The organism is Enterobacteriaceae endosymbiont of Plateumaris braccata (assembly GCF_012563325.1).
Lineage (GTDB): Bacteria > Pseudomonadota > Gammaproteobacteria > Enterobacterales > Enterobacteriaceae.
The window spans coordinates 214,194-239,666 of the sequence record NZ_CP046232.1 but is presented as its reverse complement, the minus strand read 5'-3'; the positions used below and the strand labels follow the sequence as shown (position 1 = coordinate 239,666).

17 protein-coding genes and 2 tRNA genes are annotated in these 25,473 nt (G+C 20.8%); 11 read left to right on the top strand and 8 right to left on the bottom strand.

Annotation, left to right across the window (positions count from 1 at the left end; all coding sequences use genetic code 11):
- Positions 1 to 25 precede the first annotated feature (25 nt).
- Both odhB and GJT80_RS01105 read right to left on the bottom strand, forming a co-directional pair.
- Positions 26 to 1,204, bottom strand: a complete 1,179-nt coding sequence (gene odhB, locus GJT80_RS01110; protein ID WP_168867556.1) for a 2-oxoglutarate dehydrogenase complex dihydrolipoyllysine-residue succinyltransferase — start codon at positions 1,202 to 1,204, stop codon at positions 26 to 28.
- A gap of 30 nt (positions 1,205 to 1,234) precedes the next feature.
- Positions 1,235 to 3,961, bottom strand: a complete 2,727-nt coding sequence (locus GJT80_RS01105) for a 2-oxoglutarate dehydrogenase E1 component (RefSeq protein ID WP_168867555.1) — start codon at positions 3,959 to 3,961, stop codon at positions 1,235 to 1,237.
- A gap of 337 nt (positions 3,962 to 4,298) precedes the next feature.
- Between GJT80_RS01105 and GJT80_RS01100 the strand changes: the two genes are divergently transcribed.
- Positions 4,299 to 5,762, top strand: a complete 1,464-nt coding sequence (locus tag GJT80_RS01100; RefSeq protein WP_168867554.1) for an amino acid permease — start codon at positions 4,299 to 4,301, stop codon at positions 5,760 to 5,762.
- A gap of 219 nt (positions 5,763 to 5,981) precedes the next feature.
- Here the strand turns inward: GJT80_RS01100 and corA are convergent, their stop codons facing one another.
- The 4 genes from corA to rpiA all read right to left on the bottom strand — a co-directional run bounded on the left by corA (position 5,982) and on the right by rpiA (position 10,871).
- Positions 5,982 to 6,929 carry a magnesium/cobalt transporter CorA gene (corA, locus tag GJT80_RS01095; protein WP_168867553.1) on the bottom strand — a complete coding sequence of 316 codons (948 nt, stop codon included), beginning with the start codon at positions 6,927 to 6,929 and terminating at the stop codon, positions 5,982 to 5,984.
- A gap of 126 nt (positions 6,930 to 7,055) precedes the next feature.
- A complete protein-coding gene (locus GJT80_RS01090) occupies positions 7,056 to 9,230 on the bottom strand; it encodes a UvrD-helicase domain-containing protein (RefSeq protein ID WP_168867552.1) in 2,175 nt (724 codons plus the stop codon).
- A 66-nt stretch (positions 9,231 to 9,296) separates the two neighbouring features.
- On the bottom strand, positions 9,297 to 10,115 hold the full coding sequence (gene dapF / locus GJT80_RS01085) for a diaminopimelate epimerase (RefSeq protein ID WP_211080450.1): 819 nt from the start codon (positions 10,113 to 10,115) through the stop codon (positions 9,297 to 9,299).
- A gap of 72 nt (positions 10,116 to 10,187) precedes the next feature.
- The gene (gene rpiA / locus GJT80_RS01080; protein WP_168867550.1) at positions 10,188 to 10,871 is read right to left on the bottom strand and encodes a ribose-5-phosphate isomerase RpiA; all 684 of its coding nucleotides are present in this window, start codon (positions 10,869 to 10,871) and stop codon (positions 10,188 to 10,190) included.
- Positions 10,872 to 11,079: 208 nt separating this feature from the next.
- Between rpiA and GJT80_RS01075 the strand changes: the two genes are divergently transcribed.
- From GJT80_RS01075 to lysS, 4 genes are all read left to right on the top strand, one after another.
- Entirely contained in the window at positions 11,080 to 12,549 is a 1,470-nt protein-coding gene (locus tag GJT80_RS01075; RefSeq protein WP_168867549.1) for a Do family serine endopeptidase, read from the top strand.
- A gap of 66 nt (positions 12,550 to 12,615) precedes the next feature.
- A tRNA-Ile gene (locus GJT80_RS01070) sits at positions 12,616 to 12,688 on the top strand.
- A gap of 98 nt (positions 12,689 to 12,786) precedes the next feature.
- Positions 12,787 to 13,885 (top strand): peptide chain release factor 2 gene (prfB, locus tag GJT80_RS01065; protein WP_211080447.1). Its coding sequence is split into 2 segments (ribosomal slippage): positions 12,787 to 12,861 and positions 12,863 to 13,885, totalling 1,098 coding nucleotides; the frame shifts between segments, so codons are not numbered across the junction.
- 21 nt (positions 13,886 to 13,906) lie between these two features.
- Positions 13,907 to 15,412 (top strand): lysine--tRNA ligase, encoded by a 1,506-nt coding sequence (gene lysS / locus GJT80_RS01060; protein WP_168867547.1) that lies wholly within the window; start codon positions 13,907 to 13,909, stop codon positions 15,410 to 15,412.
- Here the strand turns inward: lysS and tpiA are convergent.
- A complete protein-coding gene (tpiA, locus tag GJT80_RS01055; protein ID WP_168867546.1) occupies positions 15,405 to 16,181 on the bottom strand; it encodes a triose-phosphate isomerase in 777 nt (258 codons plus the stop codon). The genes lysS and tpiA overlap by 8 nt on opposite strands.
- Positions 16,182 to 16,213: 32 nt before the next feature.
- A complete protein-coding gene (locus GJT80_RS01050; protein WP_168867545.1) occupies positions 16,214 to 16,966 on the bottom strand; it encodes an FAD-binding oxidoreductase in 753 nt (250 codons plus the stop codon).
- 1,518 nt (positions 16,967 to 18,484) lie between these two features.
- Between GJT80_RS01050 and GJT80_RS01045 the strand changes: the two genes are divergently transcribed.
- From GJT80_RS01045 to ilvC, 6 genes are all read left to right on the top strand, one after another.
- Positions 18,485 to 18,558 (top strand) — tRNA-Trp (locus GJT80_RS01045).
- 317 nt (positions 18,559 to 18,875) lie between these two features.
- A complete protein-coding gene (gene ilvG / locus GJT80_RS01040) occupies positions 18,876 to 20,540 on the top strand; it encodes an acetolactate synthase 2 catalytic subunit (protein ID WP_168867544.1) in 1,665 nt (554 codons plus the stop codon).
- On the top strand, positions 20,537 to 20,767 hold the full coding sequence (ilvM, locus tag GJT80_RS01035; protein WP_168867543.1) for an acetolactate synthase 2 small subunit: 231 nt from the start codon (positions 20,537 to 20,539) through the stop codon (positions 20,765 to 20,767). The genes ilvG and ilvM overlap by 4 nt, the downstream gene beginning before the upstream one ends.
- A gap of 49 nt (positions 20,768 to 20,816) precedes the next feature.
- Positions 20,817 to 21,743, top strand: a complete 927-nt coding sequence (locus GJT80_RS01030; RefSeq protein ID WP_168867542.1) for a branched-chain amino acid transaminase — start codon at positions 20,817 to 20,819, stop codon at positions 21,741 to 21,743.
- 38 nt (positions 21,744 to 21,781) lie between these two features.
- On the top strand, positions 21,782 to 23,641 hold the full coding sequence (gene ilvD / locus GJT80_RS01025) for a dihydroxy-acid dehydratase (RefSeq protein WP_168867809.1): 1,860 nt from the start codon (positions 21,782 to 21,784) through the stop codon (positions 23,639 to 23,641).
- A 294-nt stretch (positions 23,642 to 23,935) separates the two neighbouring features.
- Complete coding sequence (ilvC, locus tag GJT80_RS01020) at positions 23,936 to 25,411, top strand: ketol-acid reductoisomerase (protein WP_168867541.1); 1,476 nt, start codon at positions 23,936 to 23,938, stop codon at positions 25,409 to 25,411.
- The last annotated feature ends 62 nt before the right edge of the window (positions 25,412 to 25,473 follow it).

The following is a 25,473-nucleotide window of genomic DNA, read 5'->3' as shown; positions in this document are numbered from 1 at the left end:
ATTTTTAATTATAAATTTAATTAATTTAAATATTTAATAATAAACGAAATGGATCTTCTAATAATTGTTTTATTAAAAATAAAAATTTTATTGAATCTTTCCCATCTATTAAACGATGATCATATGATAATGCTAAATACATTATAGGTACAATACTAATTTTATTATTTAATACAAATGGTCTATTATTAATTGCATGTATTCCTAATATAGCACTTTGAGGAGGATTTATAATTGGTGTAGACATAAGTGAACCAAAAACACCTCCATTAGTAATTGTAAAATTACCGCTAGACAAATCATCAACAGATAATTTATTTGTATTTCCTTTAACAACTAGTTTTTTTATTTCTTTTTCAATTTCAACTAAAGATAAATTATTAGTATTTTTTATAATAGGTGCTAATAAACCTCTTTCTGTTGATAATGCTATATTGATATTATATATATCATTATAAATAATATCTTCTCCATCTATAAAAGCATTTAGTTTAGGGAAAAATTTAAGTGCTTGAGAAACAGCTTTTACATGAAAAGATGTTAAACCTAATTTAATCTCATATTTTCTTTTAAAAAGTTCACCATATTTTTGTCTTATATTAATAATTTTTTGCATATTAACTTCATTAAAAGTAGTTAACATTACAGAATTATTCTTTGATTCCATCAATCTTTGAGCAATATGTTTTCTAATTGGTGTCATTTTAACACGTTTATAATTATTAACTAATGAACTATCTTTTTCTTTTTTATGAAAATTTTTTATTTTATTTATATTTAAATTATTAAAATCATTAATTTGTTCTATAGTAATGTTATTTGTTTTAATTTTTTTACGAATAGATGGACTAAAATCATTAATTTTTTTATCTGTAAAATTATTTTTTTTAAAATTATTTAATTGTTTTTTTAATTTGTTATTTTTATTATTTGTTATATTTAATGCAACATTATCTAAATTTTTTGTTAAATTTATTGTACCTATAATTTGTTGAGATTCTACTATGTTACCAGTATCCACTAAAATACTATTTAAAATACCATTTTTAGTAGCAGGTATTTCTAATACTACTTTATCAGTTTCTAATTCTACAAGAATATCATCAAGATATATTTTGTCTCCTGGTTTTTTATGCCACTGAATTATAACAGCGTTATTAACTGATTCTGGTAATTCTGGAACAATAATATTAATAATATTCATATATTATATTTTCCTAATTTTTTAAAAATTTTATTTATTATAAATTTTATTAGTATTAAATGCTGAGTATAATATTTTTTGTTGTTCTTGTTTATGAATAGATAAGTGACCTGTGGCTGGAGAAGAAGATTCACTTCTGCCTATATAATTAATTTTACAAAAAAATTTTTTTTGAAAATTATACTGAATATAGTTCCAAGCTCCTTGATTTCTAGGTTCTTCTTGACACCAAATAAAATTATTGATTATTTTATATTTTTTAAAAATTTTATTTAAACTTTTTAATGGTAACGGATATAATTGTTCAATTCTAATAATAAATATATTATTATTTTTTATATTATTTTTATAGTTTAATAAATCATAATATATTTTTCCTGAACAAAAAATAATACGTTTAACATTTAAAATATCAATATCAATTTTATTTTCATCTATAACAGAAAAAAATTTTTTATTTACTAAATCATTTAGATTTGATTTAGCTAAATTATATCTTAAAAGAGCTTTTGGAGAAATAATAATAAGTGGCTTTTTATTTACATTAAATGCTTGTTTACATAATAAATGATATATTTGTGATGTATTAGTTGGTATACAAATTTTCATATTATTTTCTGCACTTAATTGTAAATATCTTTCTATTCTAGCAGAAGAATGTTCAGGACCTTGACCATCATATCCATGAGGTAATATAAGAATTAAATTAGATTTATAATTCCATTTTTTTTCTCCTGAACTTATAAATTGATCTATAACAATTTGAGCTCCATTAGCAAAATCTCCAAATTGACTTTCCCAAATTGTTAATATATTTGAATGATTAATAGAATAACCATATTCAAACCCTAATACAGCCTCTTCTGATAAAACAGAATTATAAATATAAAATATTCCTTGGTCTGATTTAATATTTTGTAAAGGGCAATAAGAACTTCCATTTAATTGATCATAGATAACAGCATGTCTATGTGAAAAAGTACCTCTTTTTACATCTTGTCCAGTTAAACGACATGAAATTCCATAATTTAAAATATGAGCATATGCTAAATTTTCTGCTGCTCCCCAATCAATTTTTTTTGTATTTACCATATTAATTCTATCAGAAAAAATTTTTATTACTCTAGGATGTGCATTAAAATTTTTAGGAATAGTAGAGATTTTAATAAGTAGTTTTTTTAAATAATCTATATTTATAATATTTTGATTGATAGATTTATTTTTCTTTTTTTTATTTAAAAAAGTTTTTGTTAAATAATCACCATTATTAAGTAAATTATAATATTTTTTTTCTAAATTTAGATAATATTGTTTATCTATTATTTTATTTGCAATTAATTTAGAAGAATATAATTCTTGAATTGTTGGATGTTTTTTTATTATATTATACATAATTGGTTGTGTAATATAAGGATCATCAGATTCATTATGTCCATACCTTCTATAAGAAACTAAATCTATAAAAACATCTCGATTAAATTTATTTCTAAAATCAATAGCTACACGTAATATAAAAATTACATCTTCTACATTATCAGCATTTACATGAAAAATAGGAGACTGAATCATTTTTGCTATATCACTACAATAATGACTAGACCTAGAATCTTTAATATTTGAAGTAGTAAATCCTATTTGATTATTGATAATAATATGAATTGTTCCTTTAACATTATATCCTCTAGTATTAGACATATTTAAAATTTCTTGTACAACTCCTTGTCCTGTAATAGAAGAGTCACCATGGATATTAATAGGTAGTATTTTTTGATTTTTATTTTTTTCTTTTGATAAATCATTTTTTGCTCTAGTTATACCCATAATAACAGAGTTAATTATTTCTAAATGTGATGGATTAAAAGCTAATTTTAATTTAATAATTTTATTATTTATGTTTATATTACAATCATATCCTAAATGATATTTTACATCATCCGAACAATATTCATTAATAATAATATTATTAAATTCATTTATAATATCTTCAGTTTTTTTACCCATAATATTTGTTAAAACATTTAATCTTCCTCTATGAGCCATACTTAATACTATTTCTGTTATATTATTTTTATTATTACTAGAATAACGTATTATTTCTTTTAATATTGGAATTAAAACATCACATCCTTCTAAAGAAAATCTTTTTGATCCTGGAAATTTTTTACTTATAAATTTTTCAAATATTAGTGAAGCCATTAGTTCTTCTAAAAATATTTTTTTTTCGTCATGAGAAAAATTTTTTTTTATTATTTCAATTTTATTTTGAATCCAAATTTTTTCATTTTCATATATATGCATATATTCTATCCCAATAGAATTACAATATACATTTTTAAAAAAATGATAAATATCAATAATTGATATTTTATTTGGGAAATTATTTATTTTTAATTTTTCATTTAAATTTTTTTTAATAAATTTATAATTTTCTAAATTAAAAATATGATTTATTTTTTTTTCGTTTTTTTTTAAAGGATTTATATTAGAATAATAATGACCTAGAATTCTAAAGTTATTAATTAATTGATTTAATTTTTCTATTAAGTATAAATTTTGAATATAATTCTTATTAAGATTTTTTTTATTTAAAAAATTTATAAAATCACTATTTGTATTATTTGTAAATGTTTGAAAAAAATTTTTCCAAGATTTATCTATAGAAAAAGGATTTACTAAAAATTTTTGATATAATTTTTCTATATAAAAAATATTTATATCTAAAAAATTTATTTTAGAACTTATATCATAATTATTCATTTAATATTCCAAAAATATATTTTATAAAAGTTTATTTATTTAAAATAATTAAAATAAATTATTATAAAAAAAATTTAATATATAATATACTATTAATTATTAATATTAATATATATATTAATATAATTATGTATAATTTATGATATTTAATAAAATTATAAGTTTTAATAATCTTATAATATCATAAATAATTATTTAAATTTATATAAAAAATTTATATAAAAAATTTATATGTAATATAATTATTTAAAATTTTTTAGATTGATAAAAATCTAATATTTTATTATTCGATATTTTCCAGTTAATTATAAATATAAAATTAAATTAGGAATGAATAATGAGAAAAAATCAAAAGGATATTAACTCTAAAACAGATACTGATAGGAATGGTTCTACTCGTCAAAGCTCTAAATATAATCAAGTAATGACTAACCGTCATGTACAAATGATTGCAATTGGTGGTGCTATTGGTTCTGGTTTATTTTTAGGAACAGGTTCTAGATTGCATAGTATGGGAATAGGATTAATTGTCATGTATTTAATATGCGGTTTATTTTGTTTTTTTATTATGCGAGCATTAGGAGAATTATTATTATATAGACCTTCTAGTGGAAGTTTTGTTTCTTATTCTTCAGAATTTTTAGGTAATAAAGCAGCATATGTATGTGGTTGGATGTATTTTATTAATTGGATAATAACTGGTATTATAGATATAACAGCAATAACAATTTATATGTATTATTGGAATATATTACATTTTATACCTCAATGGTCAATAGGTTTAATTACAGTAATAATTATTGGAGTTATTAATATTATAGGAGTTAAATGGTTTGCAGAAATAGAATTTTGTTTCTCTATGATAAAAGTTATAGCAATTATAACTTTTCTTGTAGTTGGTACAATAATGTTTTGTAGTCAGTATTATTCTCATACTAATGTTATTATACATAATGGGTATAATTTTGTTTTACAAGGACACGGTCAAATTTTTCCTAATGGTTTTTTTACATCAATATCTTTAATACAAGGTGTAATATTTTCTTTTGCATCTATAGAATTAATTGGTACAGCTTCAGAAGAATGTAAAAATCCTAAAAAAATAATACCTAAGGCTATTAATAATGTTATTTTTAGAATTGTTATTTTTTATGTAGGTTCAATATTATTATTAATTTTATTAATGCCATGGAATGAATATAAAGCTTATGAAAGTCCTTTTATTACATATTTTAATAAAGCAGGTTTTAAATATATAGCCGGAATAATGAATTTTGTTGTTTTAAGTGCAGCTTTTTCAAGTTTAAATGCAGGATTATACTCTACAAGTAGAATTCTAAGATCTTTAGCAATTAGAAGATGTGCACCTAAGATATTAACTAAAATGAATAAAAATAAAATTCCTTATGTTGGGATAATTATAACTCTTATATTTTATATGATAGGTGTATATTTAAATTATATTTTTTCTTATAAAATATTAGAAATAATGATTAGTATTGCTTCTTTAGGAATTATTTCTGCATGGACTTTTATTATTCTTTGTCAAATGAAATTAAGAAAAGCTATTAATTTAGGAAAAATTAAAAAAATTAATTTTAAAATGCCTGGAGCTCCTTTTACTTCATGGTTAACTTTATGTTTTCTTATATTTGTAACAATTTCAATGTTTTTTACATATCCTAATTGTATATATTTAATAATTTGTATACCTATATTAACGATAATATTATATATAGGATGGTTAAAAGTTAAAAAAAATGTAAAAGAATATGAAAAAAATAACAAAATAACAAAATAATATGATTATTATTTTATAAATATTTAGTAAAATTTTCAAAAATTAACATAGGTTAAATAAATTTATTTTTCCTATGTTAATTAAAATTAAATAAATATTTAATTTTAATTAATATAAAATTATGACATTTTTAAAAATATTTTTAATATTAGATTATTTTTCCTTTAATTTTGTTAAAATAAGATTTAAAATTTTATTTTAAATTTTTAAAGTGTTTTATTATAACCATTTTTTTTTTTTGAAATAAAAATATGGAGCTAATCCAGCTAATATCATAAATATTAATGCATATGGATAACCATATTTCCATTTTAATTCAGGAATAAAAGAAAAATTCATACCATAACTCGAAGCAACTAAAGTTGGTGGTAAAAATATTACAGAAACTAATGAAAAAATTTTTATAATTCTATTTTGTTCTATATTAATAAAACCCATAGCTGCTTGCATTAAAAAAGTAACTTTTTGTAATAAAGATTCGTTATGTGGTAATAATGACTCAATATCTCTTTGTATTTCTCTTGCTTGTTCCATTTGATTATTAGGTAATTTTGTTTTTCTCATTAAAAAATTTAATGCTCTTTGTGTATCCATTAAACATAATCTAACTTTCCATCCAATATCTTCTAATTCAGCTAAAGTTGGAAGAGCATTATCAAATTTATCATCTTGATGTCCTTTCATAATTATTCTGCTTAAATGTTCTAAATCACTATATATATTTTCAATTTCATCCGCTAACTGTTCAATTTTTGTTTCAAGTAAAGCTAATAATATTTCATATGGATTACCATCTGCTATTTTTTGATTACGTGTACGCATTCTATATAAACGGAAAGCAGGTAACTCACGTTCTCGTAATGTATATAAACGTCCATCTTTAACAGTAAATGCTACTGTTGCAGTTCCTGCATGATCATCAATATCTTCATAAAAAAAGAATGAATGAATATGTAATCCTTCTTCATTTTCAAAAAATCTTGCAGATGCTTCTATATCTTCTAATTCAGGTCTAGTAGCTAAATTTTGTCCTAACAAATAATATATTTTTTTTCTTTCGTTATTATTAGGTTTTATTAAATCTATCCAGATAGAATCTGAAAAATTATTATCATTTAATTCTAGACGTGTTAAACGATTTTTATATATTTTAAAAACACTTAGCATATTATGTTTACTCCCATAATAAGAGATATATTAATATATATAATTTAAAATTCTAATAATAATTTTTTAAAATTATAATTTTGAATTATTATCTGTTATAACATAATTTATTAAGTTGTAATATTATTATTGTTCATATGTTGTAATATAATTAGACATTATCCATTTGATACCGATGTTTGTAAATTTTATTTTTACTTTCTTATTATTTTTTACTTGTTCAATTTTTAAAATAATTCCTTTACCAAAAATATTATGATAAATTATTTGTCCTAAATAAAAATTATTATTAGTAATAAAAGTATTTGTAGAATTTTTTTTATTATCTAAATAACTAATTTTTTTAATACAATCATTAGGTAATTCATGTATAAATCTAGATGGTAATGAATTAATCTCTTTTCCATAAAAATGACGTTTTTTTGTATAAGTTAATATTAGTTTTTTTTTAGCTCTTGTAATACCTACATATGCTAAACGTCTTTCTTCATAAATATATTCGTCATTATTTAATGATGTTTTATTAGGAAAAATTCCTTCTTCCATACCAATAATGAATACTTGAGAAAATTCCAATCCTTTTGAAGAATGAATAGTCATCATTTGTACAAAATTACTATTTTTATTTTCTTTTTGTTCATTTTTACTATCATATTCTAATATAGTTTGTGATAAAAATTCTATTAAATTATCTTTTTTATTTATATTATGATTAGATTTATATTTTACAAACTGAACTGCAGAATTAATTAATTCTTTTAAATTATTTATTTGAGTATTATTTTTTTCATAATTATTTTGTAAATATAAATTCCATAATCCTGAAGATTTTATAATTTCTTCAATTTTTATTGGTAATGAATAATTTATTGTATTTTTTTTTAAAAGTTTTATTAAATAAATAAATTTTTTTAATGAATTAAATGTTATTTTACTTAAAATATTTTTCTTTTCATTAATAATGAAATTACTTGCTTTCCATAATGTCAAATTTAATTTTTTAGCTATAGATTTTATAGTATTTATAGTAATAATTCCTATTCCTCTTTTAGGAATATTAATAATTCTTTCAAAAGAACTATCATCATTATAATTAGATATTAATTTTAAATATGATAAAGTATTCTTTATTTCTTGTCTTTCATAAAACCGAATACTACCAGTAATTTTATAAGGAATATTATTTTTTAACATATTTTCTTCTATAATACGTGACTGAGAATTATTCCTATATAAAATTACACAATTATCTAATTGTATATTTTTTTTTATTAAATTATCTTTTATATAATTTATAATATATTTTGCTTCATCAAATTCATTTAATGCAAAATATATTGATATTAATTTTCCATTATTAGTATTTGTCCATAATTTTTTTTCTAATCTAAATGAATTATTATTTGATATTAATTTATTTGCAGCATTAAGAATATTACTTGTAGAACGATAATTTTGTTCTAATAAAATTGTCTGAACATTATGAAAATCTTTTAAAAAATAATTAATGTTTTCTATTTTTGCACCACGCCATCCGTAAATAGATTGATCATCATCACCTACTATAGTAATTTTAACTTTATAATTTTTTTTATATAATAAATAAATACAATTATATTGTATACTATTAGTATCTTGAAATTCATCAATTAAAATATTTTGAAAACGATTTTGATATATTTTTAATATGTCTTTATTATTTAATAATAATTTATGTAATTTAAATATTAATTCATTAAAATCTATAACACCATTAATTTCACATAATTTTTGATATTCATCATAAATTTTATAAATTGGAATATTAAGTATATTTTTCTTATCATTTTTTAAACAATTATTTTTAATTTCATTAATACATTTTATAATATATTCGATTGAATGTTTTTGTTTATTTATATTTAAATTCATTATATTAATAATACGTTTTACTAAACGTTTTTGATCTTCATTATCTATTATTTGAAAATTTTTAGGTAATTTCGCTTTTGCATAATGTATTCTCAGTACATAATAAGCAAAACCATGAAAAGTTCCTATCCAAATATCTTGTTGTTCCTTATATCCAATAAGTTGTGATACTCTCATTTTTATTTCTTTAGCAGCTTTATTAGTAAAAGTTACAGCTAAAATAGATTTTGGACAACAATTTTCTATAGATATTAACCATGCTATTCTACGAACTAATACAAGTGTTTTCCCACTTCCTGCTCCTGCTAATACTAATAAATTTTTACGTACTGCAGATACCACTTGTCGTTGTTTATCATTTAAATTATTTAATAATTTTATATTATACATTTATTTTCAATATACCATATATTAAATAATAAAGTTTTAAAATTTAATTTAATATAATTAACTATATTATAGTTTTATTATACCATCATAAATATAGTGGGCATCACCTATCATAAATATATGATTATCTTTACAAACTATGTTCAAAGATCCACCTATCAAATTAACTTTAACTTTATTGGATAAAAATTTTTTTTTAGTACCTACAGCTACAGCTGCACAAGCTCCTGTACCACAGGCATTAGTTTCTCCTACACCACGTTCAAAAACACGCAACTTAATATTATTAGGATTAATTAATTCCATAAAACCCACATTAACTTTATTTGGAAATAATTTATGATTTTGTATAAAAGATCCTATTAAATTAATAGAAATATTAGATAAATTACTTACTTGAATAATACAATGAGGATTACCTAAAGAAACGATATGAAAAATAATACGTTCATTATTATAAAATAATGAATAACCATTATTTGATAATTTACCTAAAAAAGGTATTGATTCTGGATCAAACAAAGGAGTACCCATATTAACACATATTTTATTATTTTTTAAAAATTTTAAATATATAATACTATTATTTGTACTAACACATATATTTTCTTTAAAAGTTAATTTTTTATACTTTATATATTTTGCAAAACATCTTGCTCCATTACCACATTGATTTACTTCATTACCATCTGCATTGAATATACGATAATGAAAATCAATATTTTTATTTTTAGATAGTTCTACCATTAATAATTGATCAAATCCTATACCTGTATATCTATTTGATAATTTTTTAATAATATCTTTTTTTAAATAATAATGTTGTTTTATATTATTTATAATAATAAAATCATTACTTAAGGCATGCATTTTAGTAAATTTTATTTTCATAATATATAATAAATTTTATGTATATACTTTAAATTAAATTGTTATAAAAATATTTATTTCAAATAATTAATTACTTGATAATAATTTTATGTTTTTTTTAACAGATATAGTATAATCATAATTGCCTGTTATAACAATATCTGCACATCTATTAGCAAATAAACCTACTGTTACTACTCCAGCAATAGAATTAATATATTTTTCTAATTTTATTGGCTCAATAATATCTAAATGATATATATCTAAAATTATATTTCCATGTTCTGTAATAATTCCTTCTCTAAGTTTTGGTAAACCTCCTAATTTAAATAATTCTTTAAAAACATATGATTTAGCTGTAGGTATAATTTCAATAGGTAAAGGATGTATTTTCCCTAAAATATTTACGTGTTTAGATTGATCTACAATACATATAAATATATTAGCAATACTAGAAATAATTTTTTCATTTGTTAATGCTGCTCCTCCTCCTTTTATCATTTCCATATTATTATTTATTTCATCAGCACTATCAAAATATACATCAATAAAATCTATTTCACTACTATCATATATAGGAAAATTATATTTTTTTAATTCATTTGTAGATGTTATAGAAGTAGAAACAAATCCATTAATTCTATTTTTAATTTTAAATAACATATTTATAAAATATTTTATTGTTGTTCCAGAACCAATACCAATAATACTATTATTATTTATATATTTTAAAGCAGCTTGAGAAGCAATTTTTTTAAATTTATTTGACATATATGTTTATTAATATTAAATATAAGTGTATAATATATATTATATTAACTATATAATTTTGTAAAAATTTATAATATAATTTAAATAAATTTTATATATGTATTTTTTTATGTTATTCTTATATATAAGGTTATTAATTTTTAACTATTATTTTTATATATTTTTTATATATAAAGTAAACTATTGAATTTTATTATGAGACAATAGAATGAAAAAATTAAAATTAATTGTATATTTATTATTTTGTATTTTTATATCAACACCAACATTAGTTAAAATTAATGCAACACCAATACCCCCTCAACTATCTAATAAAAAATTACCTAGTCTATCTAAAATGTTAGATAAAGTAATGCCGGCTGTTGTAAGAATAACAGTAGATAGTACTATTATACTTCATAATATTAATTTACCCCCAAATTTACAACAATATATGGGAGAACATCCACAATATTGTCAAGAAGGATCTATATTAAAGGGGACTTTATTATGTAAAGGAAATGATGATTCCATAATGGAATCAAATTATAGTTCATTAGCATCTGGTGTTATAATAGATGCTAAAAATGGATATATTATTACTAATAATCATGTTGTAGAAAATGCTAAAAAAATTGAAGTTGAATTATCAGATGGTCGTTCTTATGAAGCTACTATAATAGGTACAGATGAACTATTAGATATAGCATTAATTAAAATAAAAAATGCTAAAAATCTTGTAGGTTTTAAAATAGCTGACTCTGATAAGTTAAAAGTTGGAGATTATACTATTGCTATAGGTAATCCTTTTGGATTAGGCAATACTGCAACTACTGGTATTATATCTGCTTTAGGACGCAATGGAATTAATTCAACAAAACATTTTGAAAATTTTATTCAAACAGATGCTGCTATGAATAGTGGTAATTCTGGTGGTGCACTAATAAATTTAAATGGTGAATTAATTGGTATTAATACTGCTATAGTATCTCCAGATGGAGGAAATGTAGGAGTTGGGTTTGCTATACCTAGTAATTCGATTATAAGTTTAAGTCGCCAATTAATTAAATATGGTAGAATTAAACATGTTTCATTTGGTATTGTAGGAATAAGTGTTAATAAAGAATTAGCTCGTATTATGAATGCTCCTATTAAATGTATTGATGGAGGTACATTCGTTGGTAGTGTTATAAAAAATAGTACTGCATATAATGGTGGAGTTAAAGCTGGTGATATAATTACTGCATTAAATGGTAAAAAACTTAATGGTTTTTATTCATTAAGATCACTAATGAGTATATTGCCTGTTGGTTCTAAAGTAGATCTTACTGTTATACGTGATAGTAAAATTAGACATTTAACTCTTATATTACAAGAAGATAAAGAAAGTAAACTACACTATTCTATGATGTCTTCTGTAATAGAAGGTGGTATATTTAAAAATATAATAATTACTAAAGGCAAGAAGAAGTTTAGATATGTTAAAGTTACAAATGTATCTGACGGATCTTTTGCAGATGATATCGGTTTTGAACCAGAAGATATTATCGTAGATATTAATAAAATTAGAATTCATACTATAAAAGATATAAAAAGAATTATTTCATCTAAAAAGAAATCATCAATTCTTGTTATACATGTGTTAAGAGATAATTCTAATATGTATTTATTAACAATAGTACCTAGATATGTAGATTAATAAGTAGTTATTTAACGTAAATTAATTGTAATAAATTAAATTATTTATTAATATAACTAATTATTTGGCCCTTTAGCTCAGTGGTTAGAGCAAACGACTCATAATCGTTAGGTCGTTGGTTCAAATCCAACAAGGGCCATATTTAATGTTAATTTTTTCTTGTCATTTTTTTCTTTCATATTTATTATAAATAAATTAATAATTTTTTAAATTTTATTTAAAGGAAAATAATTTGTTATGTTTGAAACTAATTTAATAAAAAATAATCTACAAAAAATAAAAAAAAGAAATAATTTTATTAGGAATTTTCTTTGATTATTTAAAATTAAAAAAAAAATTATTTATTATAAATAATCAATTTAAAAATTCAAATATTTGGAAAAATATTAATTTTGGAAAAAATTTAAGTAAAGAAAAATTTTATATAGAAAATATTATATCTACTTTAGATATAATTAATCAAGAAATAGCAGATATTGATGAATTAATTACATTAGCTATTGATACTAATGATAATACTATATTACATGAATCTATTCAAATATTATATAATATAAAAAATAAATTGGATAAATTAGAATTTCAAAAATTTTTTATAAAAAAAAATGATAATAAAAATTGTTTTATTGACATAAAAGCAGGATCAGGAGGAATAGAATCACAAGATTGGGCACAAATGATTATGAGAATGTATTTAAAATGGGCAGAAAAAAAAAATTTTAAAACATGTATAATTAAACAATCTTCTGGAGAAAAAATAGGAATAAAATCAGCAACCATAAAAATAATGGGTAATTATGCTTTTGGTTGGTTACGAACAGAAAATGGTATTCATCGTTTAGTTAGAAAAAGTCCTTTTAATACATATGGCAGGCGTCATACTTCATTTAGTTCGACATTTATATATCCTGAAACTAATAAACATTCAAATATAATAATAAAACCAGATGATTTACGAATTGATGTATATAGATCTTCTGGAGCTGGTGGTCAACATGTTAATCGTACAGAATCAGCTGTAAGAATTACTCATATCCCTACGGGAATAGTGACTCAATGTCAAAATAATAGATCACAACATAAAAATAAATATCAAGCTATCAAACAAATAAAAAAAAAATTATATGAATTAGATTTTAAAAATAAAACAATAGCAAAACAAAAAATAGAAAATAGTAAGTTAAACATTAGTTGGAGTTATCAGATAAGATCTTATATATTAGATGATGCAAGAATTAAAGATGTACGTACAGGAGTAGAAACTAATAATATTCAATCTGTTTTAAATGGTAATATAGACATATTTATTAAAGCTAGTTTAAAAATAGGTTTATAAAAATATAGGATAATATTCATTATGTCTGAAAAAAAAAATATATATATTAAAATAATTAATAATGAAAGAGAAGCACGTATAAAAAAATTAATTAAATTACGAAAAAATAATAATGCATTTCCTAACAATTTTAAAATTAATGTTACATCTGATATTTTATATAAAAAATATAATAATATTAATTCTATTTTAGATAAAAAATTAGTATTTTATATTGCTGGACGTATTATTAATTTTCGCATTATGGGTAAAGCATCTTTTATTAAAATTAAAGATGAAACAGGATATATTCAAATATATTTATCTACTGATAGTTTATCTATAAAAAAATACCAAAATATTATAAAACAATTAGATCTTGGAGATATAATAGGTATTATTGGTAATATTTTTAAAACTAAAACTGGAGTTTTATCAATATATTCTAATAAATGTTATTTATTAACAAAATCTATAAGACCATTACCTAATAAATTTCATGGATTGAATAATCAAGAAATAAAATATAGAAAAAGATATTTAGATCTAATTGTAAATGATAAATCAAAAAAAATTTTTGAAATAAGATCAAAAATAATATTTATTATACGTAATTTTATGAATAAAAAAAATTTTATTGAAGTAGAAACACCAATAATGCAGATTATTCCTGGTGGAGCTACAGCTAAACCATTTATAACACATCATAATACTTTAAATTGTGATATGTATTTACGTATAGCTCCAGAACTATATTTAAAAAGATTAATTATAGGTGGATTTAATAAAATATTTGAAATTAATAGAAATTTTCGTAATGAAGGTATTTCTACACAACATAATCCTGAATTTACTATGATGGAGTTATATATAGCATATGCTAATTATACTGATTTGATGATTTTTTTTGAAAAAATGTTATTTTATATAGGTAAAAAAATATTAAATTCTAATAAGTTATTATTTAATAATAATGAATTTGATCTGAGTAAACCATTTAATAAATTAACTATGAAAGAATCTATAGTTTATCACTATCCTAATATTGATTATAATCATTTAAATAATTTTAATAAATTAATAGAGATTAGTAATATGTTAAAAGTTAAAATTAATTATAATTGGAGTATAGGAAAAATAATTTCTTCTATTTTTGAAGAAAAAATAATAAATAAATTAATTTCACCTACTTTTATTACAGAATATCCTACAGAAATATCACCATTAGCACGTAGAAATGAGTTAGATGAATCTATAACTGACAGATTTGAATTTTTTATTTGCGGAATGGAAATAGCTAATGGTTTTTCTGAATTAAATGATCCTGAAGATCAAAAAATAAGATTTGAACAACAAATGATTCGTAAAAATGAAGAGGATAATATTCAAGATCAATTTTATGATAAAGATTATATAGAAGCGTTAGAGTATGGATTACCGCCTACAGCAGGATTAGGTATTGGAATAGATAGATTAGTAATGTTATTTACAAATTCTACTTCTATTAAAGATGTAATTTTATTTCCTACTTTAAGACCTATTAAATAGAACTTAGAATTTTTTCAGCTTTTTTAACGATAGATATGAAATCTTCTGCTGTTAAAGAAGCTTTACCAATTAAAAAACCATTTATATCTTTTTGTTTAATAAACATATCCATATTATTTTCATTAATTGATCCTCCATATTGAATAATAATATTTTTAGATATTTTAAAATCTTTTTGAGAAATATATTCTCTAATAAATTTATGAATTTTTTGAACTTCTATTGGATTAGCTAATTGTCCTGAACCAATAGCCCAAATAGGTTCATAAGCTATTATAGTATTATTAAATGCTTCTATCCCATAATCATTTAAAATTACATCTATTTGTTTAACACAAATATCTTTTGTTTGATTCATATTTTTTTGTAATTCTGTTTCTCCTAAACATAAAATTGGTATTAAACCATTAGATTTAATTATATAAAATTTTTTAGATATATATTTATCAGTTTCTTTATGAAACATTCTCCTTTCTGAGTGTCCAACAATAACATATTTTACACCTATATCTTTTAACATATTTATTGATATTTCACCTGTAAAAGATCCAGAAAGATGAATATCTACATTTTGTGCTGTTAAACTCATTTGAATATTATTTAAATAAATGTTAAATAAATATAAATAAGGATAAGCGGGAGCAATAGAAATTTTACAATAATCTAATTTTTTTTTATTTAAAAATTTTTTTATTTTATTTATATAATCTTTTACAAATATAATACTACCGTTAAGTTTCCAATTACCAATAATTAAAAATGGTTTCATATTTAAAATTCTTTTTGATTTTAATGTTAATATTACCAATATTTTTCAATAGTAATATTTCCTGTTTTATTTTTTAAATTTTTAGATAATCCATAATTTTCTTGTAATAATTTTTGTGTATCATAAACCATTTGAGGATTACCACATAACATTATATGACTATTATTTTTTTTAATTAATAAACCTATTTTTTTTTCTAAAATACCATTTTGTATTAATTCTGGTATATGTCCTGTTAATAAATTATTTTGTTTTTTTTCTCTACTAGTAATAATTTGAGTAATTAACTTATTTTTAAATTTATTTTTAAGATTATATATTAAGTTAATATAACTAAGATCTGATATATATCGTACAGCATGTATTAAAATAATTTTTTTAAAGTTTTCTAAATAATTTCCATTTTGTAATATTGACAAATATGGTCCAATACCTGTTCCAGTAGATATCATCCATAAATTTTCACAATATTGGATATTATTAATAGTGAAAGTTCCTAAAGCATTTTTAGAAATCAGGATTTCATCATTATTTTTTAATTTATATAAATAAGGTGTTAAATGTCCTTTGGTATCTATATTTTTTATATAAAATTCATGATTAATATTTTTAGGACAGTTTATATAAGAATATGCTCTATGTATACGTTTACCATTTATAATTAAAGATAATTTTGCAAATTGACCTGGAATAAAAGAATTTATTTTTGCATTTAAAATAATAGAAAATAAATTATTTTTCCAATAATTTATTTTTTTTACTTTTCCTATAACCCAATCAGTCATATTTTTTAACCTTAAATATTTATAAAATTAATATATTTTAATTATTATTTTTTAAAATTACTTAATAAATATTATATATGGTTAGATATTAGTATTTAATGACAAAAATAACGTGTGTTATTAAATATTATAGATAAATGATTATATAATTAAATTAATTAAATTAACAACATGAATAACTTTTTTATCTTTTATAAATCTTCATATATAAATAATATATTTTATTATTAAATTTAAAATAAAATAAATACTACCTCCTTTAAATGAAAAAATATATCAAAAATTATGATGAACTTTTTAAAAAATAAATTTCCTTTCGTTTACTTTTATATTAGCTAATTTTTACAGTATTAATTCTATTCATTTGTCTAGCTCTATTAACTCTTATATTTAAAATTATACTATTTTTATTCTAAAAATAGTATTTAAATTTAACAAATTTTACTATTTTCTGCCCATAAATAATATTATTTATTTCACTTTTTTTTAGTATTTTACTCTTACTAAAAATAATAAGATTATTTTATTAATAAAATTTAAATTAGTAATTTATATAAATATATTATTATTAATGCATTTTATTTCAAATAATATTTTATCATTAATATTATATAATAATATACGTATATTATTTTTTTTTATCAATCAAAATTTTAACTCTATTATTAATAGATAGGATCTTTATTAATTTAATATAATGATTTTTTATAATAATATTAACAGTTTCTAAATTTAATTTTCTATTGAAAACTATTATTTTTCTAAAAAATAAAATTAGATCAATATTATATACGTTCATATTGATATATGTTTTTTTAAATTATTTTATTACTTAAAATATCACATGGATTTATATATTTAATAATAACATAAAATAAATTTAAAAATTTTTGTACAAATTCTAAAGTAATATTGGAATAAATAATATTGTTCTATAAAAGTTTTTTATTTTTTAGTTCTTTAAAATCATTATTATTAATAAATTTATTATTAATATAATATAAAATATTTTTTTAATAACAATTTTTATTATATTTTAAATATTATTTTTAAGAAAAGTATTATTTTTTTTATTAAAGTTTGTTTAAAAAGATAAAAATCAATTACGATTTATATCAATAGATTTTATATTATCAATATTCATAAATTTATTAAAATTAAGATATTATAAAATTTTAATTATATTATTTACTCTTAAGTTTTTTAAAAAAGATATGTTTCTTTAATACATATTAAATAATAATTTTATTCTATTAATTTTTAAATTAAAAAAAATATTAGATTTATACGAAACACTATTTAATACATATTTATTATTTTTTTATATAATAATTATTATTAATAATATTTGAATAATTATAATTATTTATAATTATAGTTATCAGATAATTTGTCAAATAAAATTATTTCTAATATAATTATTTATACTTTTTTTATATTGAATCATAAGAATTAATAATATATTATTATTTACTTCCATATATTAAATTATTAAAATATTCATTATAATGAAATTTAAGGGGTGTAGTTCAAATTGGTAGAGCATCGGTCTCCAAAACCGGTAGTTGGGGGTTCAAATCCCTCCACCCCTGGATTATTTATAAATAAAATAATATTTTTGTAAATTATACAATTAGTATAAAAATAATTTATTTAAAATAATTTTAATTCACTCAAAAAAGTATTTTCACAATTTTATTAAATAATATTATTTAATAAAATTTAAAAACGTAATTATATTTATTAAATTTAATAAATATAATTTACTTAATGAATATTAAAAATAATTTAATAATATCAATAAATAAACTCTCCTATATTTATCTAAGGAGTTTTGTATAAATATTAACTAAGACTAATATTGAATTATACATATAATTTTTTATAAATAAAAGAGGTAATAATTAATATGAATGGAGCAGAATGTATAATTCAAGCATTAAAAAAACAAAATGTAAAAACAGTATTTGGACATCCAGGAGGGGCTATTATGCCTCTTTATGATGCACTATATGATAGTGAAATTGAACATATATTATGTCGACATGAACAAGCAGCAGCTATTGCTGCTATAGGTTATTCAAGAGCTACTGGTAATATAGGAGTTTGTTTAGCAACATCAGGTCCTGGAGCAACTAATTTAATAACAGGTATTGCAGATGCTATGGTAGATTCTATACCCATTATAGCTATAACTGGACAAGTACCTACTACATTAATTGGAACAGATGCTTTTCAAGAAATTGATATTATAGGAATGTCTTTATCATGTACTAAACATAGTTTTTTAATAGATTCAATAGAATCATTAAATGATATTTTTGATAAAGCTTTTTTAATAGCTTTATCTAATAGACCAGGACCTGTTTTAATAGATATACCTAAAGATATACAATTATCTAATTTTATTCCTCAAAATATATATAATAAGTTTAAAATAAAAAATTTAACAAATAAAAAAAATATTTCAATAAAAAATATAAATAAAATTAACGATTTTTTAAAAAAATCTAATATGCCTATATTATATATAGGCGGAGGTGTAGGAATAGGTAATGCTATTTTTACATTAAAAAATTTTATTAAAAAAACAAAAATACCAGTAGTAGTTACATTGAAAGGTTTAGGATCTGTAGATAATACATATCCTTATTATCTTGGTATGTTAGGAATGCATGGTAATAAAGCTGCAAACTATGCTGTACAAAAATGTGATTTATTAATAGCTATTGGTGCTAGATTTGATGATCGTGTTACAGGAAATCCAAAAGATTTTGCTTCTAATGCATATATAATACAATTAGATATAGATTCATCTGAAATTAATAAAATTTGTAAAACAGATTTTCATTTATTAGGTAATTTAAACAATATACTCCCATTTTTACAAAAACCAAAAAATATTTTTGAGTGGCAAACTTATATAAAAAAAATAATAATAAAATATTCTTGGAACTACAAAAATTTCAATAAAAATAAAGTTTATGCACCTATTCTTTTAAAAAAATTATCAGATCTTAAAGATTATAATACTATTATTACTACAGATGTAGGACAACATCAAATGTGGACTGCACAACATGTTAATTTTACATCTCCAAAAAATTTTATTACATCAAGTGGATTAGGCACAATGGGATTTGGATTACCTGCAGCTATTGGTGCACAAATAGGACGTCCTAATGATACAGTAATATGTATCACAGGTGATGGATCATTTATGATGAACATTCAAGAATTAAATACAATTAAAAGAAAACAATTACCTATAAAAATTATATTATTAGATAATAAAAGATTAGGCATGGTTAAACAATGGCAACAATTATTTTTTTCTAAAAGATATAGTGAAACCATATTATGGGATAATCCTGATTTTTTATTATTAGCAAGTGCTTTTGGTATATCTGGAGAAAAAATAAATCATGTTAATCAAATAGATGTGAGTTTAAAAAATATGTTTAATAAAAAAAATGCATATATATTACATGTTTCTATAAATGAATCTGATAATGTTTGGCCATTAGTCCCTCCCGGTTATAGCAATGAAAATATGATAGAAGAAATTAAATGAATCAATATAAAATATATATTAACACGTATATAAGTCCTGAAATTATTGAACGTATTTTACGTATTATTCGTCATAGAGGATTTAGAATTTGTTATATGAAAGTTAATTCAGTATTAAAAATAGGTAATATACTTATTGAAATAATTGTAGAAAGTAAAAAACCTATAGATTTTCTTATAAAACAATTATCTAAATTAATAGATGTATTTGATATTAAAATAATCTAATAAATGTCATAATAATACTGCTAATTATAGTAGATAAGGAAATATTATAATGAAAACGAAAAAAGCAGATTTTATTTGGTTTAATGGAAATATAGTTAAATGGGAAAATGCAAAAATTAGTGTAATGTCACATGCATTACATTATGGAACTTCTGTTTTTGAAGGAATAAGATGTTATAAATCTTTTAAAGGTCCAGCTATCTTCCGTCATAAAGATCATATTGAACGTTTATATAATTCTGCAAAAATTTATCGTTTGCCATTAAAATTTACAATGAAAGATTTAATGAATGCAGTACATATTATATTAAAATATAATAAATTAGAAGAAGCTTATATAAGAATTTTAATATTTATAGGAGATGTGGGTTTAGGAGTGAATCCTCCTGAAAACTATTATACTGATGTAATAATTAGTTCGTTTTCATGGGGTAATTACTTAGGTAATAAAGCTATAATTAATGGTATTGATGCCATGATATCATCATGGAATAAAATAAGACCAAATACTATTCCTAGTATTGCAAAAGCTGGTGGTAATTATTTATCTTCTTTTCTTATTGGTAGTGAAGCAAGAAGGAATGGATATCATGAAGGAATATCATTAGATAGTTTTGGATTTGTATCGGAAGGAGCAGGGGAAAATATATTTAAAATAAAAGATGATATTTTATTTACTCCACCTCTTCATTCTTCAGTATTACCAGGAATTACTAGAGACTCAGTTTTAAAAATAGCTAAAAAAATAGGAATTAAAACAAAAGAAACTTTAATATTAAGAGAATCATTATACTTAGCAGATGAAATATTTATGACAGGAACTGCTGCAGAAATTACTCCAGTAAGGAGTATAGATGGTATTAAAATTGGTTACGGAAAAAGAGGTAAAATTACAAAAAAAATTCAACAAGAATTTTTTAATTTATTTGATGGAATAATAGAAGATAAATGGAATTGGTTAGATTATATTTATTAGATAAAAATTCAATTTTTAAAAATAAGAGAAAAAAAATAATGTCTAGTTATCGTTCATCTATTACTACAACAGGTCGTAATATGGCAGGAGCTCGTGCTCTTTGGAGAGCCACTGGAATGGATGATTCTGATTTTAAAAAACCAATTATTGCTATAGTTAATTCATTTTCACAATTTGTTCCTGGTCATATTCATTTACAAAAATTAAGTAAAATTATTTCAAAAGAAATAAAAAATATGGGAGGAGTACCAAAAGAATTTAATACAATAGCTATTGATGATGGTATTGCTATGGGTCATGAAGGAATGTTATATTCTCTTCCTTCTAGAGAACTAATTGCAGATTCAATAGAATATGTTATTAATGCTCATTGTGTAGATTCTATGATTTGTATTTCTAATTGTGACAAAATTACTCCTGGTATGTTAATGGCTAGTTTACGTTTAAATATACCTACTGTAATGATTTCTGGTGGACCAATGGAAGCTGGAAAAATAGATATTTTATCAAAAACAAGAAGAATTGATTTAGTAGATGCAATGGTAAATGCAGCTGATTTAAATAAATCAGATCAATATATTAATAAAATTGAAAATAATGCATGCCCTACATGCGGTTCATGTTCCGGAATGTTTACTGCAAATTCGATGAATTGTTTATTAGAAGTTTTAGGTTTAGCATTACCTGGTAATGGAACTTTATTATCAACACATATATATCGTAAAAAATTATGTATACAATCAGCTAAAATTATAGTTGATCTTACAAAAAAATATTATCTTAATAATGATCAAAGTGTTTTACCTAGAAATATTGCTAATAAAAAAGCTTTTGAAAATGCTATAATGGTTGATGTTGCAATGGGTGGTTCTACTAATACAATTTTACATATATTAGCTTTAGTACAGGAAGCAAATTTGAAATTAAATTTATCTCATATAGATAATTTATCGAAAAAAGTTCCATGGTTATGTATGGTATCTCCTAGTACTAGAAAATTTTATATTGAAGATTTTCATAGAGCAGGAGGTGTAATGTCTTTATTAGGTGAATTATATCGTATTGGACTAATACATTCTAATACAAAAAACATATTAGGATTAACTACAAAGCAAATGATATCTAAATATGATATTATTAATAATAAAAATGAAAATATCAAAAAATTTTTTTTAGCTGCACCAGGTAATATTAAAACTATACAACCTTTTACACAAAAAAATAAATGGTGTAATTTAGATAGGAATAGAAAAACTGGATGTATTAGATCATATAAATATTCTTTTAGTAAATATGGTGGAATAGCAGTTTTATATGGTAATATAGCTCAAGATGGATGTGTAGTTAAAACTGCAAGTGTAAATAAAAAATTAATGGTATTTAGAGGTCCAGCTAAAGTATATGATAGTCAAGAATCTGCAGTAAGTGATATACTAAATAAAAAAGTTTTTCCAGGAGATGTAGTTGTTATACGTTATGAAGGTCCTAAGGGTGGTCCTGGTATGCAAGAAATGTTATATCCAACATCTTATTTGAAATCAATGAAATTAGATCAAAGTTGTGCTTTAATTACAGACGGAAGATTTTCTGGTGGAACTTCTGGATTATCTATTGGACATATTTCACCAGAAGCTGCAAATAAAGGATATATTGCTTTAATAAAAAATGGAGATATTATTGAAATTAATATACCTAAGAGATATATTAATCTGCTTATTTCACAAGAAAAAATAAATTTAAGAATTAAAGAAGAAGAAAATCGTGGTAAATTATCTTACCATCCTCATAATATTCGTAAACGTAAAATATCTTTTGCATTAAAAGTTTATGCTGCATTAGCAACAAGTGCTGATAAAGGAGCGGTACGAGATAAAAATAAATTAAAAGATTTTAAATAATTTTATAAATAATATAAATCATATTTTTATATAATAATTATTATTAATTAATATCAATAATATTGATGGCATTAATTTTTTATTAAAATACTTTTATAATAATTTTTATTAAATTTTAATATCAGTTATTAATATTAAATAACAACAAAATATGCTGTTATATTGTCCATGATCAATTAATATTATTTACTATACAATTAAAATTGTTTTAATAAAAATATTAATAATTAACACTATTATGTATAAATATATTTATAATTTATAATTTAATATTATTTATATAAGGTTGTACAAATGAAAAATTATTTTAATAAATTAAATTTTCGTGAAAAATTAAAAAATTTAAGAAAATGTAGATTAATGAACTTTAGAGAATTTTCTAATGGAATTAATTATTTAAAAAATAAAAAAATAGTTATTATAGGATGTGGAGCACAAGGTTTAAATCAAGGACTAAATATGAGAGATTCTGGTTTGAATATATCTTATGCTTTGAAACAAAATTCTATTAAAAATAAAAATTTATCTTGGGAAAAAGCTTATAAAAATAAATTTATTATTGGTTCATATAATGAATTAATTCCTAATGCTGATTTGATAATTAATTTAACTCCTGATAAAAATCATAGTCAACTTTTACAAAATATAAAAAACTTAATAAAAGCTGGTGCTACATTAGGATATTCTCATGGTTTTAATATTGTAGAAGAAGGAGAAAAAATTCCTAAAAATATTAATGTAATTATGGTTGCTCCAAAATGTCCAGGAACAGAAGTAAGAGAAGAATATAAACGTGGTTTTGGTGTACCATCATTAATAGCTGTACATCAACAAAATGATTATAATAACAATGGATTAGAAACTGCAAAAGCTTGGGCTGTTGCTATAGGCAGTCATAAAGCAGGTATATTAGAATCTTCTTTCATTGCAGAAGTTAAATCTGATTTAATGGGTGAACAAACTGTTTTATGTGGTATGTTACAAACTGCTTCAATAATATTATTTGATCAATTAATTAATCGTAAAGTAAATAAAGAATATGCATCACAATTCATCCAATTTGGTTGGGAGTATATTACTGAGTCTTTAAAACAAGGAGGTATTACATTAATGATGGATAGATTAAATAATAAAAATAAAATTAGAGCTTACGAACTTTCTTTGATTTTAAAAAAAATTTTAAAACCATTATTCAGATTACATATGGATAATATTATTTCTGGAATTTTTTCTAAACAAATAATAGAAGATTGGAATAATAATAATAAAAATTTATTAAATTGGAGAAAAAAAATAGGAAATAATAAATTTGAACAAACTTTAGTTAGTAATAATATCATTATAAATGAACAAGAAATTTTTGATCGCGGATTACTTATGGTAGCCATAGTTAAAGCTAGTGTTGAATTATCATATGATATAATGATAGAAACAGGAATTTCACCAAAATCAGCATATTATGAATCATTACATGAATTACCTTTAATTGCAAATATCATTGCAAGAAAAAAATTATATGAAATGAATAAAGTAATATCTGATACAGCAGAATATGGTAATTATTTATTTTCTAATGAAGCTATACCCTTATTAAAAAATTTTATAAATAGTTTAAAAGATGAAGATTTAGGAATTATAGATATGAAAAATATATCTATAAATAATAAATATTTATTAGATATTAATCTTACTACTAGAAATCATTCAATTGAAAAGATTGGTTATATATTACGTAAATATATGACTGATATGAAAGTCATTTCAAAATAATTATTATTATATTTATTTACTCTCTTAAATTAAATTTTTTAAGAGAGTAAAGTTATATATAT